Genomic DNA, 24479 nt, shown 5'->3' with positions numbered 1-24479 from the left:
ACCGTGCATCTGAGTATCCGTACTCAGTACCCCGGTGCTCCCCCGGGCGCTCACCCCGGCGGCGGAACCGGCGGGGGCCCGCACGGCGTCCCGGGCGCGTCCGCACGGACCCCTCAACCGGGACGTTAGATCAGGCTCTTCAGCCGACCGCCTCGACGCTCTCACCGGGCGGGCGTCCGCTCACCCGTTCGGACTCAAGGGCGGTCTGCAGGATCACCACGGCGGCGGCCTGGTCGACCACCGAGCGGCCCTTCTTCGCCTTGACCCCGGAGGCGCGCAGCCCGTGGGTCGCCGTGACGGTCGACATCCGCTCGTCCACCAGCCGCACCGGCACCGGGTAGAGCCGGTTGGCCAGCCGCGCCGCGTACCCGCGGACCTTCTCCGCCGCCGGGCCCTCCTTGCCGCTCAGCGAGCGGGGCAACCCGACGATCACCTCCATCGCGTCGTACTCCTCGACGATGGCGGCGATCCTGGCCTGCGACTTCACGCCGGCCGGGACGGTTTCCACGGGCGTGGCGAGCACCCCGTCGGGGTCGCAGGACGCGACCCCGATCCGGGCGTCACCGACGTCGACGGCGATCCGCCGCCCACGCCGGAAGGGCCTCTCCTCCTGCTCCATCAGCTGGCGCGCTCCGCGACCAGGCCGCGCACCGCGGCGATGGCCTCGCCGACCGCGGCCGGGTTGGAGCCGCCGCCCTGGGCGACGTCGTCCTTGCCGCCACCGCCGCCACCGAGGGTCTTGGCGGCGGTCCGGACCAGCTCGCCGGCCTTGATGCCGCGGCCGCGGGCGTCCTCGTTGGTGGCGATCACGGTCAGCGGGCGGTCGTTGGCCACGGTGAAGGCGGCGACCACGGCCGGGCGCGAGCCGAGGCGGCCGCGCACGTCCAGGACCAGCTTGCGCAGCTCGTCCGCGCCCACGCCGTCGGCGACCTGGGCCGCGACCACGGCGATGCCGTGCACGTCCTCGGCCGAGTCGGCCAGGCCGGCGGCGGCGGCCAGCACCTTCTCGGCGCGGAAGCGCTCGATCTCCTTCTCGGCGTCCTTGAGCTTGGCGAGCATGCCCGAGATCTTCTCCGGCAGCTCCTCCGGGCGGCCCTTGACCAGCTCGGTGAGCTGGGAGACCACGGTGTGCTCACGGGCCAGGAACTTGTACGCGTCGACGCCGACCAGCGCCTCCACGCGGCGCACGCCGGAGCCGATCGAGGACTCGCCGAGCAGCTTCACCAGGCCCAGCTGGGCGGTGTTGCCGACGTGGGTGCCACCGCACAGCTCCTTGGAGAAGTCGCCGATGGAGACGACCCGGACCTCGTCGCCGTACTTCTCGCCGAACATGGCGATGGCGCCGGCCTTGCGGGCCTGGTCCATCGTCATGACCTCGGCGGTGACGTCCAGTTCACGACCCAGCACGTCGTTGATCTTCTGCTCGACGTCGACCAGCACGCTGCCCGGGACGGCGGCAGGCGAGCCGAAGTCGAAGCGGAAGCGGCCGGGGGCGTTCTCGGAGCCGGCCTGGGCGGCCGTCGGGCCGAGCGCGTCGCGCAGCGCCTGGTGGGTCAGGTGGGTCGCCGAGTGGGCGCGGGCGATCGACCGGCGGCGCTCGGTGTCGATCGTGGCGTACGCCGAGGCGCCCAGCACGACCTCGCCGAACAGCACGCCGCCCGAGTGCACGATGACGCCCGGGACGGGCTGCTGCACGTCGCGGATCTCCACCACCGCGCCGGACTCCAGCCGGATCCGGCCGTGGTCGGCGAGCTGACCGCCGCCCTCGGCGTAGAACGGGGTGCGGTCGAGGATGATCTCGACCTCGTCGCCCTCGGAGGCGGCCGGCGAGGGGACGCCGTCCACCAGCAGGCCGACCACGGTGGCCTCGCCCTCGGTGAGGGCGTAGCCGGTGAAGACGCTCGCGCCGGCCTTGTCGGCGACGTCGCGGTACGCGGCGACGTCGGCGTGGCCCATCTTCTTCGCCTTGGCGTCGGCCTTGGCGCGGTCCCGCTGCTCCTGCATCAGGCGGCGGAAGCCGGCCTCGTCGACCTGGAGGCCCTGCTCCTCGGCCATCTCCAGGGTGAGGTCGATCGGGAAGCCGTAGGTGTCGTGCAGCTTGAACGCCTGCTCGCCGGAGAGCACCACGCCACCGGACTGCTTGGTGTCGGTGACCGCGGCGTCCAGCAGGTTGGTACCCGCCTTCAGGGTCTGCAGGAAGGCGCCCTCCTCGCCGATGACGACCGTCTCGATGCGCTTGCGGTCGGTCTCCAGCTCGGGGTACTGCGGCGCCATCGCCTTGATGGCGACGTCGATGAGCTCCTTGGCCACCGGCTCGGTGGCACCCAGCAGGCGCATGTTGCGGATGGCGCGGCGCAGGATGCGGCGCAGCACGTAGCCGCGGCCCTCGTTGCCGGGGGTGACGCCGTCGCCGACCAGCATCAGCGCGGTGCGGATGTGGTCGGTGACCACGCGCAGCGAGACGTCCGACTTGTGGTCGGCGCCGTAGGTGTGGCCGGTGAGCTCGGCGGCACGGTCGAGGATCATCCGGCTGGTGTCGATCTCGAAGAGGTTGTCGACGTCCTGCAGGATGGCGGCGAGGCGCTCCAGGCCGAGGCCGGTGTCGATGTTCTTGCTCGGCAGGTCGCCGAGGATCTCGAAGCCGTCCTTCCCGTCGCCGTGGCCGCGCTCGTACTGCATGAAGACCAGGTTCCAGATCTCCAGGTAGCGCTCGCCGTTGACGGCCGGGCCGCCCTCCTCGCCGTACGCGGGGCCGCGGTCGTAGTTGATCTCCGAGCACGGGCCGCACGGGCCGGGGACGCCCATCGACCAGAAGTTGTCCTTCATGCCGAGTCGCTGGATGCGCTCGGACGGGACGCCGATGACGTCACGCCAGATCTGCTCGGCCTCGTCGTCGTCCTTGTAGACGGTGATCCAGAGCTTCTCCTTCTCCAGGCCGTAGCCACCGTCCGCGACGGGGCTGGTGAGCAGCTCCCACGCGAACTTGATGGCTCCTTCCTTGAAGTAGTCGCCGAAGGAGAAGTTGCCGCACATCTGGAAGAAGGAGCCGTGCCGGGTGGTCTTCCCGACCTCCTCGATGTCCAGGGTGCGCACGCACTTCTGGACGCTGGTGGCGCGCGAGTACTGCGGCTTGACCTCGCCCAGGAAGTAGGGCTTGAACGGCACCATGCCGGCGTTGACGAGCAGCAGGGTGGGGTCGTCGGCGACCAGGGACGCCGACGGAACGACGGTGTGGCCGCGCTCCTCGAAGAAGCGCAGCCAGCGGCGGCGGATCTCAGCCGACTCCATTAGTGGTCCTTCCGGTTCGGGGTGCCGCCCCGCGGCGGCAGGGCGCGGCGGGGCGTTTCTTCAGTGGTCCGGGGGGTGGTGCGGGCACTGCGGGCGGGGGGCAGGGCGGCGGCCGGGCTGCCGGGCGCCGCCGAGATAGCTCGGTACTGCGGCTCGCCGCGCAGGGCTCTGCGCGCGGTGCGGGGCTCCGCCACGGCGGTGCCGCGCAGGCCGAGGTCGTCCTTCAGCTGCTCCTCGCGCTCGGCCATGCCGGCCTTCACGTCCTGCGCGAACTGCTTGGCCAGGTCGCCCAGGTGCAGCGCACCGCGCGCGGCGGTGCCGGAGAGGCTGTCCGGGGTGAGCCGCTGGACGGCCTCGTTGGCCTTGTTCATGGCCCAGACGGTGGCGCCGGCGCCGACCGCCATCCAGAAGATGCGTCGCACCATGCCGTCAGCCCCTCACCGCTCGCCGGACCCTGGAGAGCAGACCGCCCCTGGGGGCGGTCGCGGCGCGCACCTCGGCCCGGATCAGCCGGGCCAGTTCCTCGCGCTCGCCGGTCTGCAGCGGCACGGACGGCAGGGTGCCCTGCTGCTTGGCGACGGCCTTGCGGACGCCGTAGCTGAAGGCCGCGACCTTCACCAGCGGTCCGCCCAGGGTGGCGGCCACGGTGGAGGAAAGCGCGTTGGCGTTGGCGGCGGCGTCCTGCACGTTGGCGGTGATCTCGTCGACCCGCTCCAGCTGCTCGTTGGCGCTGCGCACCGCGGCGCCCGCGTCGGTCAGCAGGGGCACGGCCTGATCGGTGACCGCGGAGACCAGCACGGCGGCCTCCTTCAGCACCCGGGAGAGGCGGACCAGCACGACGGCGAGCAGGGTGACCAGGACCGCCCAGAACACGGCGACGAGCAATCCGGCCAGCTCTCCCACGGACACCTTTGCGCGCTCCCTCGCCTTGCTGTTCTCCAGACGGAACCCTATCGCGCCCGCGCCCGCTTTCCGGACCGGGTCGCGGCCCCGGGCGATCCGACCGGGTGTGCGATCCGCGCGCGTAACCTACCGGCCGGTCACCTCGTTCTGCCAGGCAGGCCGTCGCGCGGACGGCCCGAGCACGTCCGGACCGCGACGGTCCGGCCTGGAACACGGGGAGCAGCGGTTGGCCGGCGACTGGACAGCACAGCCCGGGGAGCCCGCGGCGGGGCCGCGCGGGCCGGAGTGCGGCCGGCTGCCGGCCGAGGTGACGGGGTTCGTCGGGCGCCGGCGGGAGCTGGCGGACGTGGCGGACCTGCTGGCCGCCGCCCGGTTGGTGACGGTGACCGGCCCCGGCGGGGTGGGCAAGAGCCGGCTGGCGCTGCGGGCGGCGGCCCGCGCGGACGCCGTCTTCCCGGACGGCACCTGGCTGGTGGACGTGACCCCGGTGCAGGACCCGCTGCTGCTCGGCCACGCCGTCCTGGAGGCCCTGCGGTTGACCGACGGCACCGCCTGTCCGCCGCTGGACGTCCTGACCGAACAGCTGGCCGACCGGCGCCTGCTGCTGGTGCTGGACGGGTGCGAGCACCTGGTGGAGGCCTGCGCCGAGCTGGCGGACGCGCTGCTGCGGGCGCTGCCGGGCCTGCGGCTGCTGGCCACCAGCCGCACCGCGCTGCGGGCCTCCGGCGAGCACCTGCTGACCCTCGCGCCGCTGCCGGTCGGTCCGGTGCCCGCGGGTGCTCCGGAGCCCGGCGCGCTGCCGGACGCGGTGCGGCTGTTCGCCGAGCGGGCCCGGGCGGTCCTGCCGTCCTTCGAGGTGACGGAGGCGAACGCGGAGGCGGTCGGCGTGCTCTGCCGACGGCTGGACGGCATCCCGCTGGCCGTGGAGCTGGCGGCCGGACGGCTGCGCGCGCTGTCGGTGGAGCAGATCACCGCCCGTCTGGACGACCGGTTCCGGCTGCTCACCGGCGGCTCCCGGACGGCGCTGCCGCGGCACCAGACGCTGCGCACGACGATCGGCTGGAGTCATGAGCTCTGCACGGTGCAGGAACGTTTACTCTGGGCCCGCCTCTCGGCCTTCGCCGGCAGCTTCGACCTCGAAGCCGCCGAGTACGTCTGCGCCGGCGAGGGCATCGAGCCCGAGGACGTGCTGGACCTGGTCGACGAACTCGTCGCCAAGTCCGTGGTGCTGCGCGAGGACAGCGCCTTCGGCGTCCGCTTCCGCCTGCTGGACACCCTGCGCGAGTACGGCGGCCACTGGCTGCGCGCCACCGGCGAGGAGCAGCGGCTGCTCCGCCGCCACCGGGACTGGTACCTCGGCGTCGCCACCTGGGGCGAGGTCGAGTGGTTCGGCCCCCGCCAGGCGGAGACCGCCGAACGCACCGAGCTGGCCCACACCAACCTCCGCGCGGCACTGGAGTTCTGCCTCGCCGAGCCCGGCGAGGAGCAGATCGCGCTGCTGCTGGCCGGCACGCTCTGGTTCTACTGGGTCGGCTGCGGCCACCTCGGCGAGGGGCGGCACTGGCTGGACCGCGCGCTCGCCCTGGGCCGCGAACCCACCGAGGCCCGCGCCAAGGCGCTGTGGGTGACCGGCTACACGGCCACGCTGCAGGGGGACCTGGGCGCCGCCCGTCCGGCCCTGGAGGAGTGCCGCCGCCAGGCCCTGGACACCGGCGACGACCGGGCCCTCGCCTACGCCGTCCACCGTCAGGGCTGCGCCGCCCTGATCGGCGACGACCCGAACCGCGCCGCCGAGCTCTTCGAGGAGGCTCTCTGGCACTACCGGACCATCGGCGAGCTCAACAGCAACGTGGTGATGGCGATGCTGGAGCTGGGTCTGGCCTACCTCTTCCAGGGCGACCTGGACAGCGGCGAGCTCTGGTTCGGCCAGGCCCGCGAACTGTGCGAGGAGCACGGCGAGCAGTGGGCGTACGCGTACGTGCTGTACGCGATGGCGTACTCGCACTGGCTGGACGGCGCGGTCCAGCCGGCCCGTGCGCTGGCCCGCGAGTGCGTCCGGCTGAACCACCTGTTCCACGACCTGCTCGGCATCGTGCTGGGGATCGACCTGCTGGCGCTGCTGGAGACCGAGCCGAGCGGCCCGGGCGAGCCGGGCGACCTGCGCGAGGCCCGGGTGCTGCAGGGCGCCGCGCACCGGATCTGGCGCACAATCGGCACCCCGTTCCTCGGCTCGCGGAACTTCTTCGGCACCCACCAGGAGTGCGCCGAGCGGGCCCGGGCCGGTCTGGCCGAGCAGGAGTACGAGGAGTGCTACCGGGCCGGCGCCCGGCTGGACCTGGACGAGGCCGTCTCCCGGGCGCTCGGCGGAGGAGGTTCGGCGGAGGGTTCGGAGCCGGGCGCGGGGCCCTTCTCGGTGCCGCCGGCCCCGGCCCCCTCACCGGCCCGGAAGGGCTGAGGCACGGGCCGGAAGGGCCGTTTCACAGGCCGGAATAGCTGAAGCTTGCCCATTGCTTGAGGAGGCAAGGATCCACCCGGAAGGAGCACCATGGCCGTCCACAACGCCGCCGACGAGTACCGCATGGCGAAGTTCTACTTCGACTCCAAGGCGTACACCGATGCCGCCCGCATGCTCGAAGGCGTGCTCGCCGAGGAGCCGGCCAACCTCTCCGTCCGGCTGCTGCTCGCCCGCAGCTACTACCACTCCGCCCGACTCGGCCGCGCCGAGGCCGAGTTGCACCGGATCCTGGAGGCGAACCCGGCCGAGGACTACGCCCAGATGATGCTCGGCCGCACCCTGGAGCGCCAGGGCCGCACCGAGGAGGCCCGCCCGCACCTGCGGCTGGCCGCCGCCATGGCCGGCGAGAGCGTCTGAGCACCGGGCGCAACCGGAAAAGGGGCGAGCCCCCGCCGCCTCGAAAGGCGACGGGGGCTCGCTGGTGGTCACGCGAAGAGCGGAACCGCTCGCGGGTCAGCGCGAGTAGTACTCGACGACGAGCTGCTCGTCACAGATCACCGGGACCTCCTTGCGCTGCGGCGCGCGGTCCAGGCGGAAGGCCAGGGCCTTCAGGTTGACCTCGAGGTACTTCGGGGTCTGGCCCTCACCCGCGTAGCCACCCTCACGGGCGACCTGGAACGGGACCTTCTCCTTGCTGCGCTCGCGGACGGTCACCACGAAGCCCGGCTTCATCTGGTACGACGGCTTGTTGACCTTGCCACCGTTGACCTCGATGTGACCGTGGACGACCATCTGGCGGGCCTGGTAGATGGTGCGGGCAATGCCCGAACGCAGCACCAGGGAGTCCAGACGGGTCTCCAGCTCGGCGACGAGCGCCTCACCGGTCTTGCCCTCGGCCTTCTTCGCGCGGTCGAACGCGCGCGCCATCTGCTTCTCGCTCAGGTCGTACTGGGCGCGCAGACGCTGCTTCTCGAGCAGACGGACCTTGTAGTCCGAGTTCTGCTTGCGACCACGGCCGTGCTGGCCGGGCGGGTACGGGCGGGCCTCGAAGTACTTGACGGACTTCGGGGTCAGCGGCACGCCGAGCGCACGCGCGATCTTGACCTTGGGACGCTTCTGGTTCGCCATGAACCAAACCTTCCTTGCTTACGAATACGGCTTTCACCAGGTGTTGACGGAGGTCGCACGTCGCGACCCGGAGAAAACCCCGCCGCCTGCGCGATGGGATCAGCCGCTCTCCGGAGCCGGGCACGAGAGTGCTTGTCACACGGACGGTCCGGAACCCCGGGCCACCCGCGACACCGAAACGGTGCGCGACGCTCCTGTTGCGGGCCCCTCGGAAGGGGCCTACGGCCGCTGTCCCGCTGGTGCGGCCGGTCGGTGGGGTCTCCCCCGCCGCCGTCCCGGGACATGGCACTCCGATCGAGTATAGCCGCCGATCACTCGCCCTTTTGCCCGGGCTCCCGCTCCGGCGCCCGCTCCGGCGTCGACGCCGGATCCGGGTCCGGCTTCGACGCCGGCCTCGGCTCCGGCTTCCGCTCCGGCTTCTTCTCGCTCCGCCGCTCCCCCCGCAGCCGCCCCCGGGTCCAGTCCACGACGTCCGCGTAGCGGGCCTCGCCGCCGCGCCGCGTCGGCTGGTAGTACTCCTTGCCGTGCACCGCGTCCGGCGCGTACTGCTGGCCGGCGATGCCCTCCGGCAGGTCGTGCGGGTACTGGTAGCCCTTGCCGTGGCCGAGCTTGCCCGCACCGCCGTAGTGCGCGTCCCGCAGGTGCGCCGGCACCGCGCCCGCCAGGCCCTGCCGGACGTCCGCCAGCGCCGCGTCGATCGCCAGGTAGGCCGCGTTGGACTTGGGGGCCAGGGCCAGCGCGATCGCCGCCTGGGAGAGGATGATCCGCGCCTCCGGGAAGCCGATCAGCGCCACCGCCTGCGCGGCCGCCACCGCCGTCTGCAGCGCCGTCGGGTCCGCCAGGCCGACGTCCTCGCTGGCCGAGATCATCAGTCGGCGGGCGATGAACCGCGGGTCCTCGCCGGCCTCGATCATCCGGGCCAGGTAGTGCAGGGTCGCGTCCACGTCGCTGCCGCGGATCGACTTGATCAGCGCGCTCGCCACGTCGTAGTGCTGGTCACCGTCCTTGTCGTAGCGCACAGCCGCCTGGTTGACGGCCGTCTCCGTGGTGGCCAGCGTGATGCTCGACTCGCCCTTCTCCAGCGCCGCTCCGGCCGCCGCCTCCAGCGTGGTGAGCGCCCGCCGGGCGTCGCCGCCGGCCAGCCGCACCAGGTGGTCCTCGGACTCCCCGGTCAGCTCCAGCGCGCCCTCCAGGCCGCGCTCGTCGGCCACCGCGCGGCGCAGCAGCGCGCGGATGTCCTCGTCGGTCAGCGACTCCAGGGTGAGCAGCAGCGAGCGGGACAGCAGCGGGGAGATCACCGAGAAGTACGGGTTCTCGGTCGTCGCCGCGATCAGGGTGACCCAGCGGTTCTCCACGGCGGGCAGCAGCGAGTCCTGCTGGGCCTTGGAGAAGCGGTGGATCTCGTCCAGGAAGAGCACCGTCTCCCGGCCGGACATCCCGACCGCCCGCCGGGCGCCGTCGATCACCGCCCGGACCTCCTTGACCCCGGCGGTGATCGCGGAAAGCTCGACGAAGCGCCCCTCGACGGCCTGGCTGATCACGTGCGCCAGGGTGGTCTTCCCGGTGCCGGGAGGCCCCCAGAGGATCACCGAGCTGGTGGCCGCCGGCCCGCGCGAGCCCGCGACCAGCCGCCGCAGCGGCGAACCGGGCTTCAGCAGCTGCCGCTGCCCGGCGACCTCGTCCAGGGTGCGCGGTCGCATCCGTACGGCCAGGGGCGCCCGCCCGGGCTCCTTGGCCTGGCGTTCCTCGGCGGCGGCGGTGAAGAGGTCCGGTTCGTCCACACCGGAAGCCTATGCGAGCGCTCGGACAGCGGGTCCCGCGGCGGACGGCCGGCACCGGCCGCCGCCCGGGGCGACGAGGCCCCGGCCTAGCGGAGCAGCCCGGCCGCGTGGTCCGGGACGTACTTCTGCAGGTCGCGCGGGGGCCGCTGGTAGCCGCGCGGGGCCGGCCGCGGCGGCAGCTCGATCTGCGGCGCCTTGATCTCGTGGTACGGCACGGTGGAGAGCAGGTGGGAGATCATGTTGATCCGGGCGCGGCGCTTGTCGTCGCTCTCCACCACGTGCCAGGGCGAGTCCGGGACGTCGGTGTGGATGAACATCTCGTCCTTGGCCCGCGAGTAGTCCTCCCAGCGGGTGATCGACTCGACGTCCATCGGGGAGAGCTTCCAGCGCTTCATCGGGTCCCCCAGCCGGGCCCGGAACCGCCGCTCCTGCTCGGTGTCGCTCACCGAGAACCAGTACTTGCGCAGCAGGATGCCCGCCTCGATCAGCATCCGCTCGAAGGTCGGGCACTGGTGCAGGAACTGCCAGTACTCCTCGTCGCTGCAGAAGCCCATCACCCGCTCCACCCCGGCGCGGTTGTACCAGCTGCGGTCGAACAGCACGATCTCCCCGGCCGCCGGCAGGTACTCCACGTACCGCTGGAAGTACCACTGGGACTTCTGCCGCTCGGTCGGCATGGGCAACGCCGCGACCCGGGCGATGCGCGGGTGCAGGTACTCCGTCACCCGCTTGATCGCCCCGCCCTTGCCCGCGGCGTCACGTCCTTCGAAGACCACCACCACGCGGGCGCCCTCGACCCGCACCCACTCCTGGAGCTTCACCAGCTCCTGCTGCAGCCGCAGCAGCTCCCGCTCGTACGGCCTCTTCGCCAGTCGCTCCGGCTTCGCGGTCCGCTGCTCCTCGGCCACCCTCTGACCCTCCCGTCCGATCCGTGCTGATGCACACTCACCGTAGGCGCAGCACGGCGAATTCGCAGGCCGGAACGGAACCGGGCGGCGGCGGAGCGGGAGGAGTGCGGCGGTCTAGACCGCGACGAAGGGCTCGGGGTAGCGGCAGAGCCCGCGCGGGCCGCCGTCGTACGCCGTCAGCGGCAGCGCCTGGAAGTAGGCCTCCGGCACCTCGAAGGGGCCGACGACCTCGTGCCGCCCGGCCGGCGCGAAGCCGAACCGCGCGTAGTACTCCGGATCGCCGAGAACGACCACGAGCTTCTCCCCCGCATCCTCGGCCGCCGACAGCACGGCCCGGACGACGAGCTCGCCGACGCCCCTGCGCTGCCACTCGGGCGCCACGGCGACCGGCGCGAGCGCCACCGCGTCGCCGTCCCCGACCTGCAGCCGGGTGAGCAGCGCGTGGCCGACCACCAGCCCGGTGTCGTCCACGGCGACCACCGACAGCCCGGGCAGCCAGGCGGGATGGCGGCGCAGCGCGTCGACCAGGTCGGCCTCGTCCGGACCGGGGAACGCGGCCATGTGGACGCGTCTGGTCGCCGGGGCGTCCTGCGGACATTCGATTCTCGTTGTGACCTGCATGGGGTCGACCCTCCCTGTGTCACACACCGTTGTGGACCGGCCCCGGACGGTGGGTGGACCGTCCGGGGCCGTTGCAGGTTAGCGGATGACGTGTCGTCAGGACTTGGGCTGAGCCTCGGACTTGGCGTCCTCGCGGACCTTGGGCTGGGCGTCCACGCCGGCCTCGCGGCGCTGCGCCGGGGTGATCGGGGTCGGAGCGCCGGTCAGCGGGTCACCACCGGTGGACGTCTTCGGGAAGGCGATGACGTCGCGGATGGTGTCGTACCCGCCGAGCAGGGTGACGATCCGGTCCAGACCGAAGGCGACACCACCGTGCGGCGGCGGGCCGTAGTTGAACGCGTCCAGCAGGAAGCCGAACTGCGAGGCCGCCTCCTCCTCGGAGAGGCCGATCGCGTCGAACGCCCGCTTCTGCACGTCGCGCTGGTGGATACGGATCGAACCGCCGCCCAGCTCCGAGCCGTTGAGGACCAGGTCGTACGCGTTGGACAGCGCCGCACCGGGGTCGGTGTCGAACGTGTCCAGCGACTCGCCGGTCGGGGCGGTGAACGGGTGGTGCACCGCGTGCCAGCCCTGGAAGGCGCCCTTGTCGTCCTCGATCGGCTCGAACATCGGGAAGTCGACGACCCAGAGGAAGGCCCACTTGGACTCGTCGATCAGCTCGCAGCGGCGGCCGATCTCCAGACGGGCGGCGCCGAGCAGCTCCTGCGAGGCGCGCTCCTTGCCGGCCGCGAAGAAGACCGCGTCGCCGTTCTTGGCGCCCGCGGCGGCGGCCAGGCCGGCCAGGTGCTCCGCGGACAGGTTCTTGGCGACCGGGCCGCGCAGCTCGCCGGTCTCGGCGTCGATGAGCACGTAGGCCAGGCCCTTGGCGCCGCGCGCCTTGGCCCAGTCCTGCCAGGCGTCCAGCTGCTTGCGCGGCTGCGAGGCACCGCCGGGCATGACCACGGCGCCGACGTACGGGGCCTGGAAGACGCGGAACTCGGTGCCCTTGAAGTACTCGGTGAGGTCGGTGAGTTCCTGGCCGAAGCGGACGTCCGGCTTGTCGGAGCCGTAGCGACCCATGGCGTCCGCGTAGGTCATCCGCGGCAGCGGGTTGGGGACCTCGTAGCCGTGCACCTCGCGCCAGATCGCACCGATGATCTTCTCGCCGAGGGCCAGGATGTCCTCCTGGTCGACGAAGGAGGCCTCGATGTCCAGCTGGGTGAACTCCGGCTGCCGGTCGGCACGGAAGTCCTCGTCGCGGAAGCAGCGGGCGATCTGGTAGTAGCGCTCCATGCCGGCCACCATCAGCAGCTGCTTGAACAGCTGGGGCGACTGCGGCAGCGCGTACCAGTGGCCGGGCTGCAGGCGGACCGGGACGAGGAAGTCGCGGGCGCCCTCGGGGGTGGAGCGGGTGAGGTACGGCGTCTCGATGTCGAGGAAGTCGTTCTCCTCCATCACCCGGCGGATGATGTTGCTGACCTTGGAGCGCAGCCGCAGGCCCTTGGCCGGGCCCTCACGGCGCAGGTCCAGGTAGCGGTAGCGCAGCCGGACCTCCTCGTTGACCGTGCCCGGCTCGTACTCGGCGACCGGGAAGGGCAGCGGGGCGGCCTCGGAGAGGACCTCGATCGCGCTGACGACGACCTCGACGGCGCCGGTCGGGATGTCGGGGTTCTCGTTGCCCTCGGGGCGGACGCGGACGTCGCCGACGACCTTGACGCAGTACTCGGCGCGCAGGCCGTGCACCGAGTCCAGGTCGCGGACCACGATCTGCACGGTGCCGGAGGCGTCGCGCAGGTCGATGAAGGCCACGCCGCCGTGGTCGCGGCGGCGGGCGACCCAGCCGGCCAGGGTGACGGTGGTGTCTGCGTGCTCCGGGCGGAGCGTGCCCGCGTCGTGCGTGCGGATCACAGCTGCTTCTCCTTCAGGGTGGTGACGAGTGCGTCGAGGGCGACGGGGGTCTGCTCGCCGGTGCTCAGGTCCTTGAGCTGGACGACGCCCTCGGCGAGGTCCCGGTCCCCGGCGATCAGGGCGAAGCGGGCGCCGGACCGGTCGGCGGACTTCATGGCGTTCTTGATGCTCTTGACGCCGAAGGCGAGGTCGGTGGCCACGCCGGCCCGGCGCAGCTCGACCACCTTGGCGAACAGGACGTTCTTGGCCTCCTCGCCGAGCGCGACCGCGTACACGGCGGTGGCGGCCGGCAGGTCGAGGGTGACGCCCTCGGCCTCCAGTGCGAGGTAGGTGCGGTCCACGCCGAGGGCCCAGCCGACGGACGGCAGCGCCGGGCCGCCGATCATCTCGGAGAGGCCGTCGTAGCGGCCGCCGCCACCGATCGCGGACTGCGCGCCGAGGCCGTTGTGCACGAACTCGAAGGTGGTGCGGGTGTAGTAGTCCAGGCCGCGGACCAGCTTCGGGTCGTCCACGAAGGCCACGCCGGCTGCGGTGAGCAGCTCGCGGACCTTCTCGTCGTACGCCTTGCAGTCCTCGCACAGGTAGTCGCGCAGCATCGGGGCGCCGACCAGCTGCTCCTGCACCGACTCGCGCTTGTCGTCCAGGACGCGCAGCGGGTTGATCCCGGCGCGGCGGCGGGTGTCCTCGTCCAGGTCCAGGCCGGAGAGGAACTCGATCAGCGCGGCGCGGTAGACCGGGCGGCACTGCTTGTCGCCGAGGCTGTTGAGCAGCAGCGAGTAGTCGGCGAGGCCCAGCGAGCGGAAGGCGTCGTCGGCCAGGATGATCAGCTCGGCGTCCAGTGCCGGGTCCTCGGCGCCGATCGCCTCGGCGCCGACCTGGGAGAACTGGCGGTAGCGGCCCTTCTGGGCGCGCTCGTAGCGGTAGTACGAGCCGGAGTACCAGAGCTTGACCGGCAGGTTGCCCTGCTTGTGCAGGTTGGCCTGGAGCGCGGCACGCAGCACCGACGCGGTGCCCTCCGGGCGCAGCGCGAGTTCGTCGCCGCCCTTGGTGGTGAGGGTGTACATCTCCTTGGTGACGATGTCGGTGGACTCGCCGACGCCGCGGGAGAACAGCTTCACGTCCTCGAAGACCGGGGTCTCGACGTAGCCGTAACCGGCCCGGCGGGCGGGCGCGGCGATGCGCTCGCGGATCGCCAGGAAGGTCGCGGAGCTGGGGGGCAGCAGGTCGTAGGTGCCCTTGGGGGCGGTGAAGGTGCTCAACTTCTCTTCCGTCACATTCCTCGTCGCGGGAAAGCCGGGGCGCCGGCCGCCCCCGCTGCCTGTCGGAGGTAGGGGTTGGTGGCGCGCTCGCGGCCGATGGTGGTCTGACCGCCGTGGCCGGAGAGGACCACGGTGGAATCGTCGAGGGGCAGGCACACCCGGGCCAGCGACGTCATGATCGCCTCGCTGTCCCCGCCCGGGAGGTCGGTACGCCCGATGGAGCCGGCGAACAGCAGGTCACCCGAGAACAGCACCGGGGGGAGGTCCTCGGCACCGGGCGTCCGGAAGGTCACCGACCCCCCGGTATGGCCCGGGGCGTGGTCCACGGTGAGCTGCAGGCCGGCCAGCTCCAGCACGCTGCCGTCGGTGAGCTCGCGCACGTCGTCGGGCTCGCCGACGGTGAGCTCGCCCATCAACTGGGTGCCAAGGGAGCGGCCGAGCGCCTTCTCCGGGTCGGACATCATGTACCGGTCCTCGGGGTGGATCCAGGCCGGGACGCCGCGGGCGCCGCAGACCGGGACCACCGAGGCCACGTGGTCGATGTGGCCGTGCGTGAGCAGCACGGCGACGGGCTTGAGCCCGTGCTCGCGGACCATGTCCTCGACGCCGCGGGCCGCCTGGTGGCCGGGGTCGACGATGACGCACTCCTCGCCCGCCGCCGGAGCGACCAGGTAGCAGTTGGTGCCCCAGGCTCCAGCGGGGAATCCGGCGATGAACACGCGCGTCCTTCGGGTGTGCGGCGGTCGGTGAGCGAGAACCACCAGTAGTGATGCTGCCTATTGGTTACTCAGGGGCAGCCTACCGGCGGTCCGGCTCCGGTTGCGAACCAGATAGGGGTGGCGGGACGGGCCGTCTGACAGGTTCACCGCGTCCTTACGGGCCCGGTCCCTACACTTGGCCGCCGAGGGATGCGATGATCCGCTCCGGAATCCATCCACTTTTCCCGCACATCCGTAGGAGACACGGCCGGTGGTCAGTAGCGAACAGCGGCGGCGGCAGCTCGCCCGCGAGAAGTACGAGCGCCAGATGGAGCGCCGGGTCGAGATGGCGGCCGCCCGCAAGCGCCGCAACACGATCATGGGCGCGTCGCTTGCCGTCGTTGTCCTGGCCGGAGGCGGGACGCTCTTCGCCACCGGCGCGTTCAACTCGGACGACAAGGGCAAGAGCGCCGCGAACAGCGCGCAGGCCGCGCCGACCCAGGCGGCCGAGCCGACCGCCCCGACCCGCAAGCCGGTCGAGGGCTGCACCGACCCCGCGCCGGGCGCCCCCAACGGCAAGAAGTGGCAGGCCGAGCCGGCCATGTCGGTCGACCCGGCCGGCTCGTACACCATGACGATGGACACCAACTGCGGCAAGGTCACGATCGCGCTGGACGCGGCCAAGGCCCCGCACACGGTGAACTCCTTCTCGTTCCTGGCCGGTGAGAAGTACTTCGACCACACCAAGTGCCACCGCCTCACCACCAGCGACATCTTCGTGCTGCAGTGCGGCGACCCGACCGCCAGCGCGACGGTCCCGGGCGGTGCGGGCGACCCCGGCTACAAGTTCGCGGACGAGAACCTGACCGGCGCGACGTACCCGGCGGGCACGGTGGCGATGGCCAACTCCGGCCCGGGCACCAACGGCAGCCAGTTCTTCCTGGTCTACAAGGACACCCCGCTGCCGCCGAAGTACACCCCCTTCGGGAAGATCACCGGCGGCCTGGACGTGGTGCAGAAGATCGCCGCCGCCGGCACCCTGGAGGGCGGCACGGACGGCCACCCGATGGCGGACGTGACGCTCAACGCCCTTACAGTGTCCAAGGGTTGAGCAATCCCGGGACGGTCGGCGCGCGGTGTCCGCACCGCCGCCGCCCGGCCCCGGCCCGAAGTCGCCCGGCCCGGATGCGGACAGCACCGGGCCTGGTCGCCTATGTTGGCGTTGTATAGGGTGCCCGGACCCGCCTAGCCGCCACCCTCGGCAGCAAGGCACGGCGGACGGGGACGGCGGACTCATCGGTCCGCCGCACATCAACTGTGGACGACGGTCGCGCGCCGCCCCGGCGCGGGCGCGACGTCATGTGGAGGACGCGCTATGAGCAGCGACCCGTGGGGCCGTGTGGACGAGCAGGGCACGGTCTACGTCAGGACGGCCGACGGCGAACGCGTCGTGGGTTCCTGGCAGGCCGGCTCGCCCGAGGAGGCCCTCGCCTACTTCGAGCGCAAGTACCAGGGCATCGAGGTGGAGATCGGCCTGCTGGAGAAGCGGGTGCGCACCACCGACCTGGCCGCCAAGGACGCCCAGACCGCACTGGAGCACCTGCGCGCGCAGGTGGTCGAGGGGCACGCGGTCGGCGACCTGGAGTCCCTGGCCAAGCGGCTGGACACGCTCGCCGGCGAGATCGAGACCCGGCGCGAGGAGCGAAAGGCCGCCCGCGCCAAGGCGCAGGACGAGGCCCGCGCGGCCAAGGAGGCCCTGGTCGCCGAGGCCGAGCAGCTCGCCGAGTCGACCCAGTGGCGGGAGGCCGGGGACCGGCTGCGCGCCCTGGTGGACACCTGGAAGGGCCTGCCCCGTCTGGACCGCAAGAGCGACGACGAGCTGTGGCACCGCTTCTCGCACGCCCGCTCGGTCTTCTCCAAGCACCGCAAGGCGCACTTCGCCACCCTGGACGCCGAGCGCGAGACCGCGCGGCAGACCAAGGAGGCCCTGGTCGCCGAGGCCGAGGCGCTGTCCTCGTCCACGGACTGGGGCAGCACCGCGGCCGCCTACCGCGACCTGATGGCGCGCTGGAAGGGCGCCGGCCGCGCCCAGCGCGACATCGAGGACGAGCTGTGGGCCCGGTTCCGCGGCGCGCAGGACGTCTTCTTCCAGGCCCGCTCCGCGGTGTTCAGCGAGCGGGACGCCGAGCAGGTGGAGAACCAGAAGCTCAAGGAGGCGCTGGCCACCGAGGCCGAGGCGATCCTGCCGATCACCGACCTGAAGGCCGCCAAGGCCGCGCTGCGCGAGGTCAACGAGCGCTGGGAGGCGATCGGGCACGTGCCGCGCGAGGTCCGTCCGAAGCTGGACGGCCGGCTGAACGCGGTCGAGCGGGCCATCCGCGAGGCCGAGGACAGCGAGTGGAAGCGGTCCAACCCGGAGGCCAAGGCCCGCGCGGCCGGCATGGTCGGCCTCTTCCAGGCCAAGGCCGACAAGATCCAGGCCGACCTGGACAGGGCCCGCGCCGCCGGCAACGCCTCCAAGGTCGCCAAGCTTGAGTCCGAGCTGGCCGGTGTGCAGACGCTGCTGGAGCAGGCGCACAAGAGCCAGGAGGAGTTCAGCGGCTGATCACCGCCGAACGGACCGTCCGGACGACGAAGGCCCCCGGGGAAGCTCCCCGGGGGCCTTCGTCATGCCGTTCCCGTCACGTCCGGCGCGACACCGCCGTCACTTCCGGGCGGAGGTGACGCGGTAGACGTCGTACACGCCCTCGACACCGCGCACCGCCTTGAGCACGTGGCCGAGGTGCTTCGGGTCGCCCATCTCGAAGGTGAAGCGGCTCATCGCCACCCGGTCGCGTGAGGTCTGCACCGCCGCCGACAGGATGTTGACGTGCTGGTCGGAGAGCACCCGGGTGACGTCCGAGAGCAGGCGGGAGCGGTCCAGCGCCTCGACCTGGATGGCCACCAGGAAGACCGAGGACTGGGTGGCCGCCCACTCGACGTCGATCATGCGCTCCGGCTGCTGGCTCAGCGACTCCACGTTGACGCAGTCGGCGCGGTGCACCGACACGCCGTTGCCGCGGGTCACGAAGCCGACGATCGGGTCGCCGGGCACCGGGGTGCAGCAGCGGGAAAGCTTGACCCAGACGTCCTCGACGCCCTTGACGATCACGCCCGGGTCGCCCTTGGCCCTGCGGCGCGCCGCCCGGCGGTTGTCGTGCGTCGGGGTGGCGGTCTCCGCCAGGTCCTCGGTCGCGCCCTCCTCGCCGCCGAGCGCCTGGACCAGCTTCTGGACGATGTTCTGCGCGGCGACGTGCCCCTCGCCGATCGCGGCGTAGAGCGAGGAGATGTCGGGGTAGCGCATCTCGTGGGCCAGGGTGACCAGCGAGTCGCCGGTCAGGATCCGCTGGATCGGCAGGCCCTGCTTGCGCATCGCCCGGACGATCGCCTCCTTGCCGTGCTCGATCGCCTCCTCGCGGCGCTCCTTGGAGAACCAGGCGCGGATCTTGTTGCGGGCGCGCGGCGACTTGACGAAGCCCAGCCAGTCCCGGGAGGGGCCGGCGTTCTCCGCCTTGGAGGTGAACACCTCGACGGTGTCGCCGTTCTCCAGGGTCGACTCCAGCGGCACCAGCCGCCCGTTCACCCGGGCGCCTATCGTCCGGTAACCGACCTCGGTGTGCACCGCGAAGGCGAAGTCGACCGGGGTCGCGCCCGCCGGCAGGGCTATCACGTCGCCCTTGGGGGTGAAGACGAAGACCTCGTTGCTGGCCAGGTCGAAGCGCAGCGACTCCAGGAACTCTCCCGGGTCGGCGGTCTCCTTCTGCCAGTCCAGCAGCTGCCGCAGCCAGGCCATCTCGTTGACGGCGCCGGCCTTGTCGTCCTTGCGGACCTGGGTCGGGGTGTCGGTGCGCACCTTGGAGGCCCCGGCGACCGCGCGCTGCTTGTACTTCCAGTGCGCGGCGATGCCGTACTCGGCCCGCCGGTGCATGTCGAAGGTGCGGATCTGGAGCTCGACGGGCTTGCCCCCGGGACCGATCACCGTCGTGTGCAGCGACTGGTACATGTTGAACTTGGGCATCGCGATGTAGTCCTTGAACCGCCCCGGCACCGGGTTCCACCGCGCGTGGATGGTGCCCAGCGCCGCGTAGCAGTCGCGGACGGTGTCGACCAGGACCCGGATGCCCACCAGGTCGTAGATCTCGGCGAAGTCCCGGCCCCGGACGATCATCTTCTGGTAGACCGAGTAGTAGTGCTTCGGCCGACCGGTGACGGAGGCGGTGATCCGGGCGCCGCGCAGGTCCGCCTGGACCTGGTCGATGACCGTCGCCAGGTACTCGTCCCGCTTGGGGGCGCGCTCGGCGACCAGCCGGACGATCTCGTCGTACATCTTGGGGTAGAGGATCGCGAAGGCGAGGTCCTCCAGCTCCCACTTGATGGTGTTCATGCCCAGCCGGTGCGCCAGCGGGGCGTAGATCTCCAGCGTCTCGCGGGCCTTCTTCTCCTGCTTCTCCCGCTTGAGGTAGCGCATGGTGCGCATGTTGTGCAGGCGGTCGGCCAGCTTGATCACCAGAACCCGCGGGTCCTTGGCCATCGCGACGACCATCTTGCGGACGGTCTCGGCCTGCGCGGCCTCGCCGAACTTGACCCGGTCCAGCTTGGTGACGCCGTCCACCAGCAGGGCCACCGAGTCGCCGAAGTCCCTGCGCAGGGTCTCCAGGCCGTAGTCGGTGTCCTCGACGGTGTCGTGCAGCAGCCCGGCCATCAGCGTCGACGCGTCCATCCCGAGCTCGGCGAGGATCGTCGCGACGGCCAGCGGGTGGGTGATGTACGGGTCGCCGCTCTTGCGCTTCTGACCGCGGTGCCATCTCTCGGCGACCGCGTACGCCTTCTCGATCTCGCGCAGCAGCGCCGGGTCGGCCTTGGGGTCGTTCGCCCGGATCGAACGGAACAGCGGTTCCAGGACGGGGTTGAGCACGCTGGAACGCTGGCCGCCGAGGCGGGCCAGACGGGCGCGCATGCCGCCGGTGGAACCGCGGCCGGACGGGGCGGGCGAACGCGGGGAGGTCGGAGCCGGGCGTGCCGGGGTGGCCCCCGAGGGCGTGGGACGGTCTTCGGGGGCGGCCGCTGCGGCCGTGGGCACAACCTCGTCGGGCAAGGACAACTCCTCGGGGCACCGGGCCGACCCCTGCCGGGGCCCGAACGAGCGGACACAACCGGGAGGGGATGAATCTTCATGGTACCGAGCCGGGCGCCCCGGTGTTCATCCGGCCGGGCCAGCAAACGGAGGGGCGGCGGTCGGATCGCTCCGGCCGCCGCCCCTTCGCACACGTCCCTCAGACCGTGACCAGCGTCTCCAGCGGAGCGCCGGCCAGGTGCCCGGCCAGCCGCGCGCGGCCGTCCAGGAAGCCCAGCTCCATGAGCACCACGACGCCCACCAGTTCGGCGCCGGCCTCCTTCACGAGGTCCAGTGAGGCACCGATGGTCCCACCGGTGGCCAGCACGTCGTCCACCACCAGCACCCGCTCACCGGGTGCGAAGGCGTCGCACTGGACCTCCAGCGTCGCCGAGCCGTACTCCAGCTCGTACGAGCGCCGGAACACCTCGCCGGGCAGCTTGCCCTGCTTGCGGATCGGCACGAAGCCGAGCCCGGCCTCGACGGCCGCCGGGGCCGCCAGCACGAAGCCGCGCGCCTCCAAGCCCACCACCTTGGTCGCCCCGAGCTCCTTCGCACGGTCCGCGAGCGCCCGGGTGAGGGCGCCGAAGGCCTCGGCGTCGGCGAGCAGCGGCGCGATGTCCTTGAACAGCACGCCCGGCTTCGGGTAGTCCGGGACGTCCCGGATCCGGCTGTTCAGCAGCTCGGCCAGGAGGGTGTCGGCGGTGGTCACGGTGGTCGTCCTCGGGGTTCGTGGTTCGGTTCAGCGCTTGGTGGACGGACGGCCCTTGGCACGGGAGCCGGCCGCGCTGCCGCGCTGACCGACCATGCCCGCGGGCTGGCCCTCCTCGGCGACGTCGTCCGCGGGCCCCTCGTCCCCGGCCTTGGCGGCCGCGGCCCGGTGCTGCAGGACGCGCTTGCGCAGCGCCTTCATCTCCGGCTGCTCCTCCTTGAGCTGCGCCAGCAGCGGGGTGGCGACGCAGATCGAGGAGTAGGCACCGGCCGCGAGGCCGATGAACAGCGCGAGCGAGATGTCGTTCAGCGTGCCGGCGCCCAGGATGCCGCCACCGATGAACAGCAGCGCGGCGACCGGCAGCAGCGCCACCACGGTGGTGTTGAGCGAGCGCACCAGGGTCTGGTTGAGGCCCGCGTTGGCCGCCTCGCTGTAGGTGAGCTTGTTCTGCTTGGCGAGCCCCTTGGTGTTCTCCTTCACGGTGTCGAAGACGACGACCGTGTCGTAGAGCGAGTACCCGAGGATCGTCAGGAAGCCGATCACCGTACCGGGAGTGACCTCGAAGCCCACCAGGGCGTAGACCCCGATGGTGATCAGGAGGTCGTGGATGAGGGCGACCAGGGCCGCCACCGCCATCCGCCACTCGAAGGCGATCGCGAGGTAAACCGTCACCAGGATCATGAAGATGATCAGACCGGTGAGCGCCTTGTTGGAGATCTGCTTGCCCCAGCTGGGGCCGATCACCTGGGCCTCGACGGTGTCCAGCGGAACGCCGACCTTCTCGGCGAGCTGCGCGCGCACCTCGTCCGAGCTCTTCGGCTCCTCGGTGCTGACCTGGATGCGGATCTTGCCGTTGTCGGTCGACTGCACCAGCGGGTGCGAGGAGACGACCTGGTCGGCCTTCTCCTGTGCCTGCGAGACGGTCAGGCCGGGCTTGGACACGGTGTAGACCGAGCCGCCCTTGAACTCGATGCCCAGGTGCAGGCCCATGGCCAGACCGATCGCCGCGACCAGCACGATCACGCCGGAGATGGAGTACCAGAGCTTGCGGCGCCCGACGAAGTCGAAGCTGATTTCGCCCTGGTAGAGCCGGTGGCCCAGATTGGAGAAGCGCGACACGGTGTCAGGCCTCCTTCACGGCGGCAGAGGAGGAAGAGCTACGGCGACGGCTGCTGCGCAGCGGCGGGCGGGCGCCCAGACGCTTCGGGTCCAGGCCGGACCACGGGTGGCCGTCGAGGAAGAACTTGCGGCGGGCCAGCAGCGTGATCAGCGGCTTGGTGAACAGGAAGATCACCACGACGTCGAGCGCGGTGGTCAGACCCAGGGTGAACGCGAAGCCCTGGACCTTGCCGACCGAGACCACGTAGAGCACGGCGGCACAGAGGAAGGACACGAAGTCCGAGACCAGGATGGTGCGCCGGGCGCGCGGCCAGGCCCGCTGGACCGCCGGGCGCAGCGGGGCGCCCTCGCGGACCTCGTCGCGGATGCGCTCGAAGTACACGATGAAGGAGTCGGCGGTGATGCCGATCGCGACGATCGCACCGCAGACCGCGGGCAGGTTCAGCGCGAAGCCGATCCCGCCACCGAGCAGGCTCATGATCGAGTAGGTCATGATCGCCGAGACGATCAGACCGGCGATCGAGACCAGGCCGAGGCCGCGGTAGTAGACCAGCGAGTAGGCGACGACGAGCAGCATGCCGATCGCGCCGGCGACCAGGCCGGCCTTGAGCTGGTCGCTGCCGAGCGCCGGGGAGACGGTGGTGATGTCGCTCTTGGTGAACTCCAGCGGCAGGGCGCCGTAGCTGAGCACGTTGGACAGGTCCTGCGCCTCGGCCTGGGTGAACCGGCCGGTGATGACCGCGCTGCCGCCCGGGATCGGGCCGTTGACCTGCGGGTGCGAGACGACCTGGTTGTCCAGGACGATGGCGAACTGGTTGTTCGGCGGGGTCTGGGTGGCCAGCTGGCCGGTGACCTTGGCGAAGGCGTCGGTGCCGGTGCCGTTGAACTGCAGTTGGACCTGCCAGCCGGAGCCGGTCTGGGTGTCGAGGCTGGGCTGGGCCTTGGAGACGTCCGCGCCCTTCACGGCCGCGGGGCCGAGCGCCAGCTTCTCGTAGTAGCCGTTCTCGGCCTTCTGGGAGCAGGCGACGACGGCCTTGTCGTCGGCCCCGGTCTGGGCGGCGCGGACCTCGGGCTTGGAGCAGTCGAGGGCGGCGAACGCGGCGGACAGCTCCGGCGGCACGGTGCCCTGGGTCATCGCGGCGCTCAGGTCGGCGGCGCTCGGCGGGGTGGCCGGGGCGCTCGGGGTGCCGGTGGCGGCCGGGGCGGCGCTGCCGGTCGCGGCGGCGGACGGGGCCGCGCTCGCGCCGGTGGCGGCCGCGGACGGGGAGGAGCCGGCTGCCAGTGCCTCACCGACGGTGCGGCCCTGCTTGGTGGCGCTCGCGGTCGCGGACGGCGTGCCGGTCGCGGCGGCCGACGGGGTCGCACCGGCGGACGGGGCCGCGGCCGGGGTGCCGGTGGCACCGGCGGACGGGCTGCCGGTGGGCGCCGGAGCGGTGACGCCGCTGGGGGCCACGGCCAGGACCGGGCGGAAGAACAGCTTGGCGGTGGTACCCACCTGGTCCGCCGCGTTCTGCCGGTCGCCGCCCTTGGGGATGTTCACGATGATCGTGTTGTCGCCCTGGGTCTGGACCTCCGCCTCGGAGACACCCATACCGTTGACGCGGCGCTCGATGATCCCGGTGGCGATGTCCATGCTGGACTTGTTGATCGCCTTGGGGTCGGTCGACTTCGCGGTCAGCGTGATGCTGGTGCCACCGGCGAGGTCGATACCGAGCCGGGGCTTGGTGTTGCCCGTCCCGAACATGAGGGCGACCAGTCCGACGGTGACGACCAGGATGAGGGCCAGTGCCCGCCCTGGGTAGCCGTCGCGCGGGCGCGACTTGGGTGTTGCCACCTTGCTCGTTTCTCCCTGTCCATGCCACATCCCCGACCGGACCCCCGTCCGGCTCGTGGCTGAACGGGGGTGGGGTGGTTCTGCGGCCCTGAGGTCCTGTGGGCTCGCGGCACTGTGCCGCGCGGCCGAGCGGGTTGCCCGGCCGTACTACTTGCTCGCGGGAGCCCCGCCCTCGACGTCGCCCTTCTCGGCGCCGTCCTTGGTGAGCGACAGCGGCTTGTCCTCGACCGGCTCGGCGTCGACGTCCTCGGCCTCCGGCTCGGGGAACTCGTCGTCGGTGGGGCGGCCGTTGATGATCGCGTCGTACTCCTGGGGGTCCAGGACGGCCGCGATCGCGCTCTTGGTGAAGTGGGTGACCACGCCGGGCGCGATCTCCAGCTCGACGGTCTCGTCGTTGACCGCCTTCACCTGGGCGTACAGACCGCCGATGGTGCGCACTCCCGCCCCGGGCTCCAGCGAGGTCTGCATGCTCTGCTGCTGCTGCTGGCGCTTCTTCTGCGACCGGAACATGAGCACGATCGCGATGATCGGGAGGAGAAGGATGATGAGGTTCACTGCAGCCAGGGTCCTTTACGGGCCGCCGGCCGGCGGCCTGTGTGGTATGGGTCGGCCCGTCAGGTGAGAGGGGCGGTCCGGCGGAGTCTATGCAACCCCGAACTGATCGGACAACGCCAAGCATCGCATCCTGCCGCCGAAAGTGGCGACCCTCCGCCTGCACAGTTTCCCCGGGCTTC

Annotated in this window: 20 protein-coding genes; 4 read left to right on the top strand and 16 right to left on the bottom strand. The window is 71.8% G+C overall.

Annotated elements, in window-relative coordinates:
• Positions 1-139: 139 nt before the first annotated feature.
• Genes ruvX through AB0D10_RS40795 form a run of 4 tightly spaced genes read right to left on the bottom strand, consistent with a single transcriptional unit; the run spans position 140 to position 4197 of the window.
• On the bottom strand, positions 140-619 hold the full coding sequence (ruvX, locus tag AB0D10_RS40810; RefSeq protein ID WP_360266355.1) for a Holliday junction resolvase RuvX: 480 nt from the start codon (positions 617-619) through the stop codon (positions 140-142).
• Positions 619-3288, bottom strand: a complete 2670-nt coding sequence (alaS, locus tag AB0D10_RS40805; protein ID WP_360266353.1) for an alanine--tRNA ligase — start codon at positions 3286-3288, stop codon at positions 619-621. The genes ruvX and alaS overlap by 1 nt, the downstream gene beginning before the upstream one ends.
• A complete protein-coding gene (locus AB0D10_RS40800; RefSeq protein ID WP_360266351.1) occupies positions 3288-3713 on the bottom strand; it encodes a DUF6167 family protein in 426 nt (141 codons plus the stop codon). The genes alaS and AB0D10_RS40800 overlap by 1 nt, the downstream gene beginning before the upstream one ends.
• Positions 3714-3717: 4 nt before the next feature.
• Positions 3718-4197, bottom strand: a complete 480-nt coding sequence (locus tag AB0D10_RS40795) for a DUF948 domain-containing protein (RefSeq protein ID WP_360266349.1) — start codon at positions 4195-4197, stop codon at positions 3718-3720.
• A 220-nt stretch (positions 4198-4417) separates the two neighbouring features.
• Between AB0D10_RS40795 and AB0D10_RS40790 the strand changes: the two genes are divergently transcribed.
• Together AB0D10_RS40790 and AB0D10_RS40785 are read left to right on the top strand one after the other, a co-directional pair.
• Positions 4418-6646, top strand: coding sequence for an AAA family ATPase (locus AB0D10_RS40790; RefSeq protein WP_360266346.1), 2229 nt, complete (start codon positions 4418-4420; stop codon positions 6644-6646).
• 90 nt (positions 6647-6736) lie between these two features.
• On the top strand, positions 6737-7063 hold the full coding sequence (locus AB0D10_RS40785; protein WP_360266343.1) for a tetratricopeptide repeat protein: 327 nt from the start codon (positions 6737-6739) through the stop codon (positions 7061-7063).
• 96 nt (positions 7064-7159) lie between these two features.
• Here the strand turns inward: AB0D10_RS40785 and rpsD are convergent, their stop codons facing one another.
• The 7 genes from rpsD to AB0D10_RS40750 form a co-directional block, all read right to left on the bottom strand.
• Positions 7160-7774 (bottom strand): 30S ribosomal protein S4, encoded by a 615-nt coding sequence (gene rpsD, locus AB0D10_RS40780; RefSeq protein WP_063346792.1) that lies wholly within the window; start codon positions 7772-7774, stop codon positions 7160-7162.
• 311 nt (positions 7775-8085) lie between these two features.
• Positions 8086-9555 carry an AAA family ATPase gene (locus AB0D10_RS40775; RefSeq protein ID WP_360266339.1) on the bottom strand — a complete coding sequence of 490 codons (1470 nt, stop codon included), beginning with the start codon at positions 9553-9555 and terminating at the stop codon, positions 8086-8088.
• 86 nt (positions 9556-9641) lie between these two features.
• The gene (gene ppk2, locus AB0D10_RS40770) at positions 9642-10463 is read right to left on the bottom strand and encodes a polyphosphate kinase 2 (protein WP_360266337.1); all 822 of its coding nucleotides are present in this window, start codon (positions 10461-10463) and stop codon (positions 9642-9644) included.
• 114 nt (positions 10464-10577) lie between these two features.
• Complete coding sequence (locus AB0D10_RS40765; protein WP_360266334.1) at positions 10578-11084, bottom strand: N-acetyltransferase; 507 nt, start codon at positions 11082-11084, stop codon at positions 10578-10580.
• 96 nt (positions 11085-11180) lie between these two features.
• The gene (gene aspS / locus AB0D10_RS40760; RefSeq protein ID WP_360266332.1) at positions 11181-12971 is read right to left on the bottom strand and encodes an aspartate--tRNA ligase; all 1791 of its coding nucleotides are present in this window, start codon (positions 12969-12971) and stop codon (positions 11181-11183) included.
• Positions 12968-14230, bottom strand: coding sequence for a histidine--tRNA ligase (hisS, locus tag AB0D10_RS40755; protein WP_360266329.1), 1263 nt, complete (start codon positions 14228-14230; stop codon positions 12968-12970). The genes aspS and hisS overlap by 4 nt, the downstream gene beginning before the upstream one ends.
• 11 nt (positions 14231-14241) lie before the next feature.
• Positions 14242-14949, bottom strand: a complete 708-nt coding sequence (locus tag AB0D10_RS40750; RefSeq protein ID WP_360266327.1) for an MBL fold metallo-hydrolase — start codon at positions 14947-14949, stop codon at positions 14242-14244.
• A 250-nt stretch (positions 14950-15199) separates the two neighbouring features.
• Between AB0D10_RS40750 and AB0D10_RS40745 the strand changes: the two genes are divergently transcribed.
• Entirely contained in the window at positions 15200-16039 is an 840-nt protein-coding gene (locus AB0D10_RS40745) for a peptidylprolyl isomerase (RefSeq protein WP_360266325.1), read from the top strand.
• 264 nt (positions 16040-16303) lie between these two features.
• A complete protein-coding gene (locus AB0D10_RS40740; RefSeq protein WP_360266322.1) occupies positions 16304-17533 on the top strand; it encodes a DUF349 domain-containing protein in 1230 nt (409 codons plus the stop codon).
• Positions 17534-17632: 99 nt separating this feature from the next.
• On the opposite strand, the gene AB0D10_RS40735 is transcribed toward AB0D10_RS40740, so the two are convergent.
• From AB0D10_RS40735 to yajC, 5 genes are all read right to left on the bottom strand, one after another.
• Positions 17633-20068: a bifunctional (p)ppGpp synthetase/guanosine-3',5'-bis(diphosphate) 3'-pyrophosphohydrolase gene (locus AB0D10_RS40735; protein ID WP_360266319.1), complete on the bottom strand. Its 2436-nt coding sequence runs from the start codon at positions 20066-20068 to the stop codon at positions 17633-17635.
• Between the two features lie 172 nt (positions 20069-20240).
• Positions 20241-20792, bottom strand: a complete 552-nt coding sequence (locus tag AB0D10_RS40730) for an adenine phosphoribosyltransferase (protein ID WP_360266316.1) — start codon at positions 20790-20792, stop codon at positions 20241-20243.
• A 30-nt stretch (positions 20793-20822) separates the two neighbouring features.
• Positions 20823-21911 carry a protein translocase subunit SecF gene (secF, locus tag AB0D10_RS40725; protein ID WP_360266313.1) on the bottom strand — a complete coding sequence of 363 codons (1089 nt, stop codon included), beginning with the start codon at positions 21909-21911 and terminating at the stop codon, positions 20823-20825.
• Between the two features lie 4 nt (positions 21912-21915).
• Positions 21916-23655: a protein translocase subunit SecD gene (gene secD, locus AB0D10_RS40720; protein ID WP_360266363.1), complete on the bottom strand. Its 1740-nt coding sequence runs from the start codon at positions 23653-23655 to the stop codon at positions 21916-21918.
• Between the two features lie 237 nt (positions 23656-23892).
• Positions 23893-24300 (bottom strand): preprotein translocase subunit YajC, encoded by a 408-nt coding sequence (yajC, locus tag AB0D10_RS40715; protein WP_360266311.1) that lies wholly within the window; start codon positions 24298-24300, stop codon positions 23893-23895.
• Positions 24301-24479 lie beyond the last annotated feature (179 nt).

This window comes from Kitasatospora sp. NPDC048545 (genome assembly GCF_040651155.1).
Classification (GTDB): Bacteria; Actinomycetota; Actinomycetes; order Streptomycetales; family Streptomycetaceae; genus Kitasatospora.
This window is presented reverse-complemented; position numbering and strand designations above follow the sequence as displayed.

Coding starts and splice junctions, on each gene's coding strand:
- AB0D10_RS40800 (WP_360266351.1), bottom strand. CDS start 3,713: ATGGTGCGACGCATCTTCTGGATGGCGGTCGGCGCCGGCGCCACCGTC.
- AB0D10_RS40765 (WP_360266334.1), bottom strand. CDS start 11,084: ATGCAGGTCACAACGAGAATCGAATGTCCGCAGGACGCCCCGGCGACC.
- AB0D10_RS40785 (WP_360266343.1), top strand. CDS start 6,737: ATGGCCGTCCACAACGCCGCCGACGAGTACCGCATGGCGAAGTTCTAC.
- secD (WP_360266363.1), bottom strand. CDS start 23,655: ATGTTCGGGACGGGCAACACCAAGCCCCGGCTCGGTATCGACCTCGCC.
- ruvX (WP_360266355.1), bottom strand. CDS start 619: ATGGAGCAGGAGGAGAGGCCCTTCCGGCGTGGGCGGCGGATCGCCGTC.
- rpsD (WP_063346792.1), bottom strand. CDS start 7,774: ATGGCGAACCAGAAGCGTCCCAAGGTCAAGATCGCGCGTGCGCTCGGC.
- alaS (WP_360266353.1), bottom strand. CDS start 3,288: ATGGAGTCGGCTGAGATCCGCCGCCGCTGGCTGCGCTTCTTCGAGGAG.
- AB0D10_RS40740 (WP_360266322.1), top strand. CDS start 16,304: ATGAGCAGCGACCCGTGGGGCCGTGTGGACGAGCAGGGCACGGTCTAC.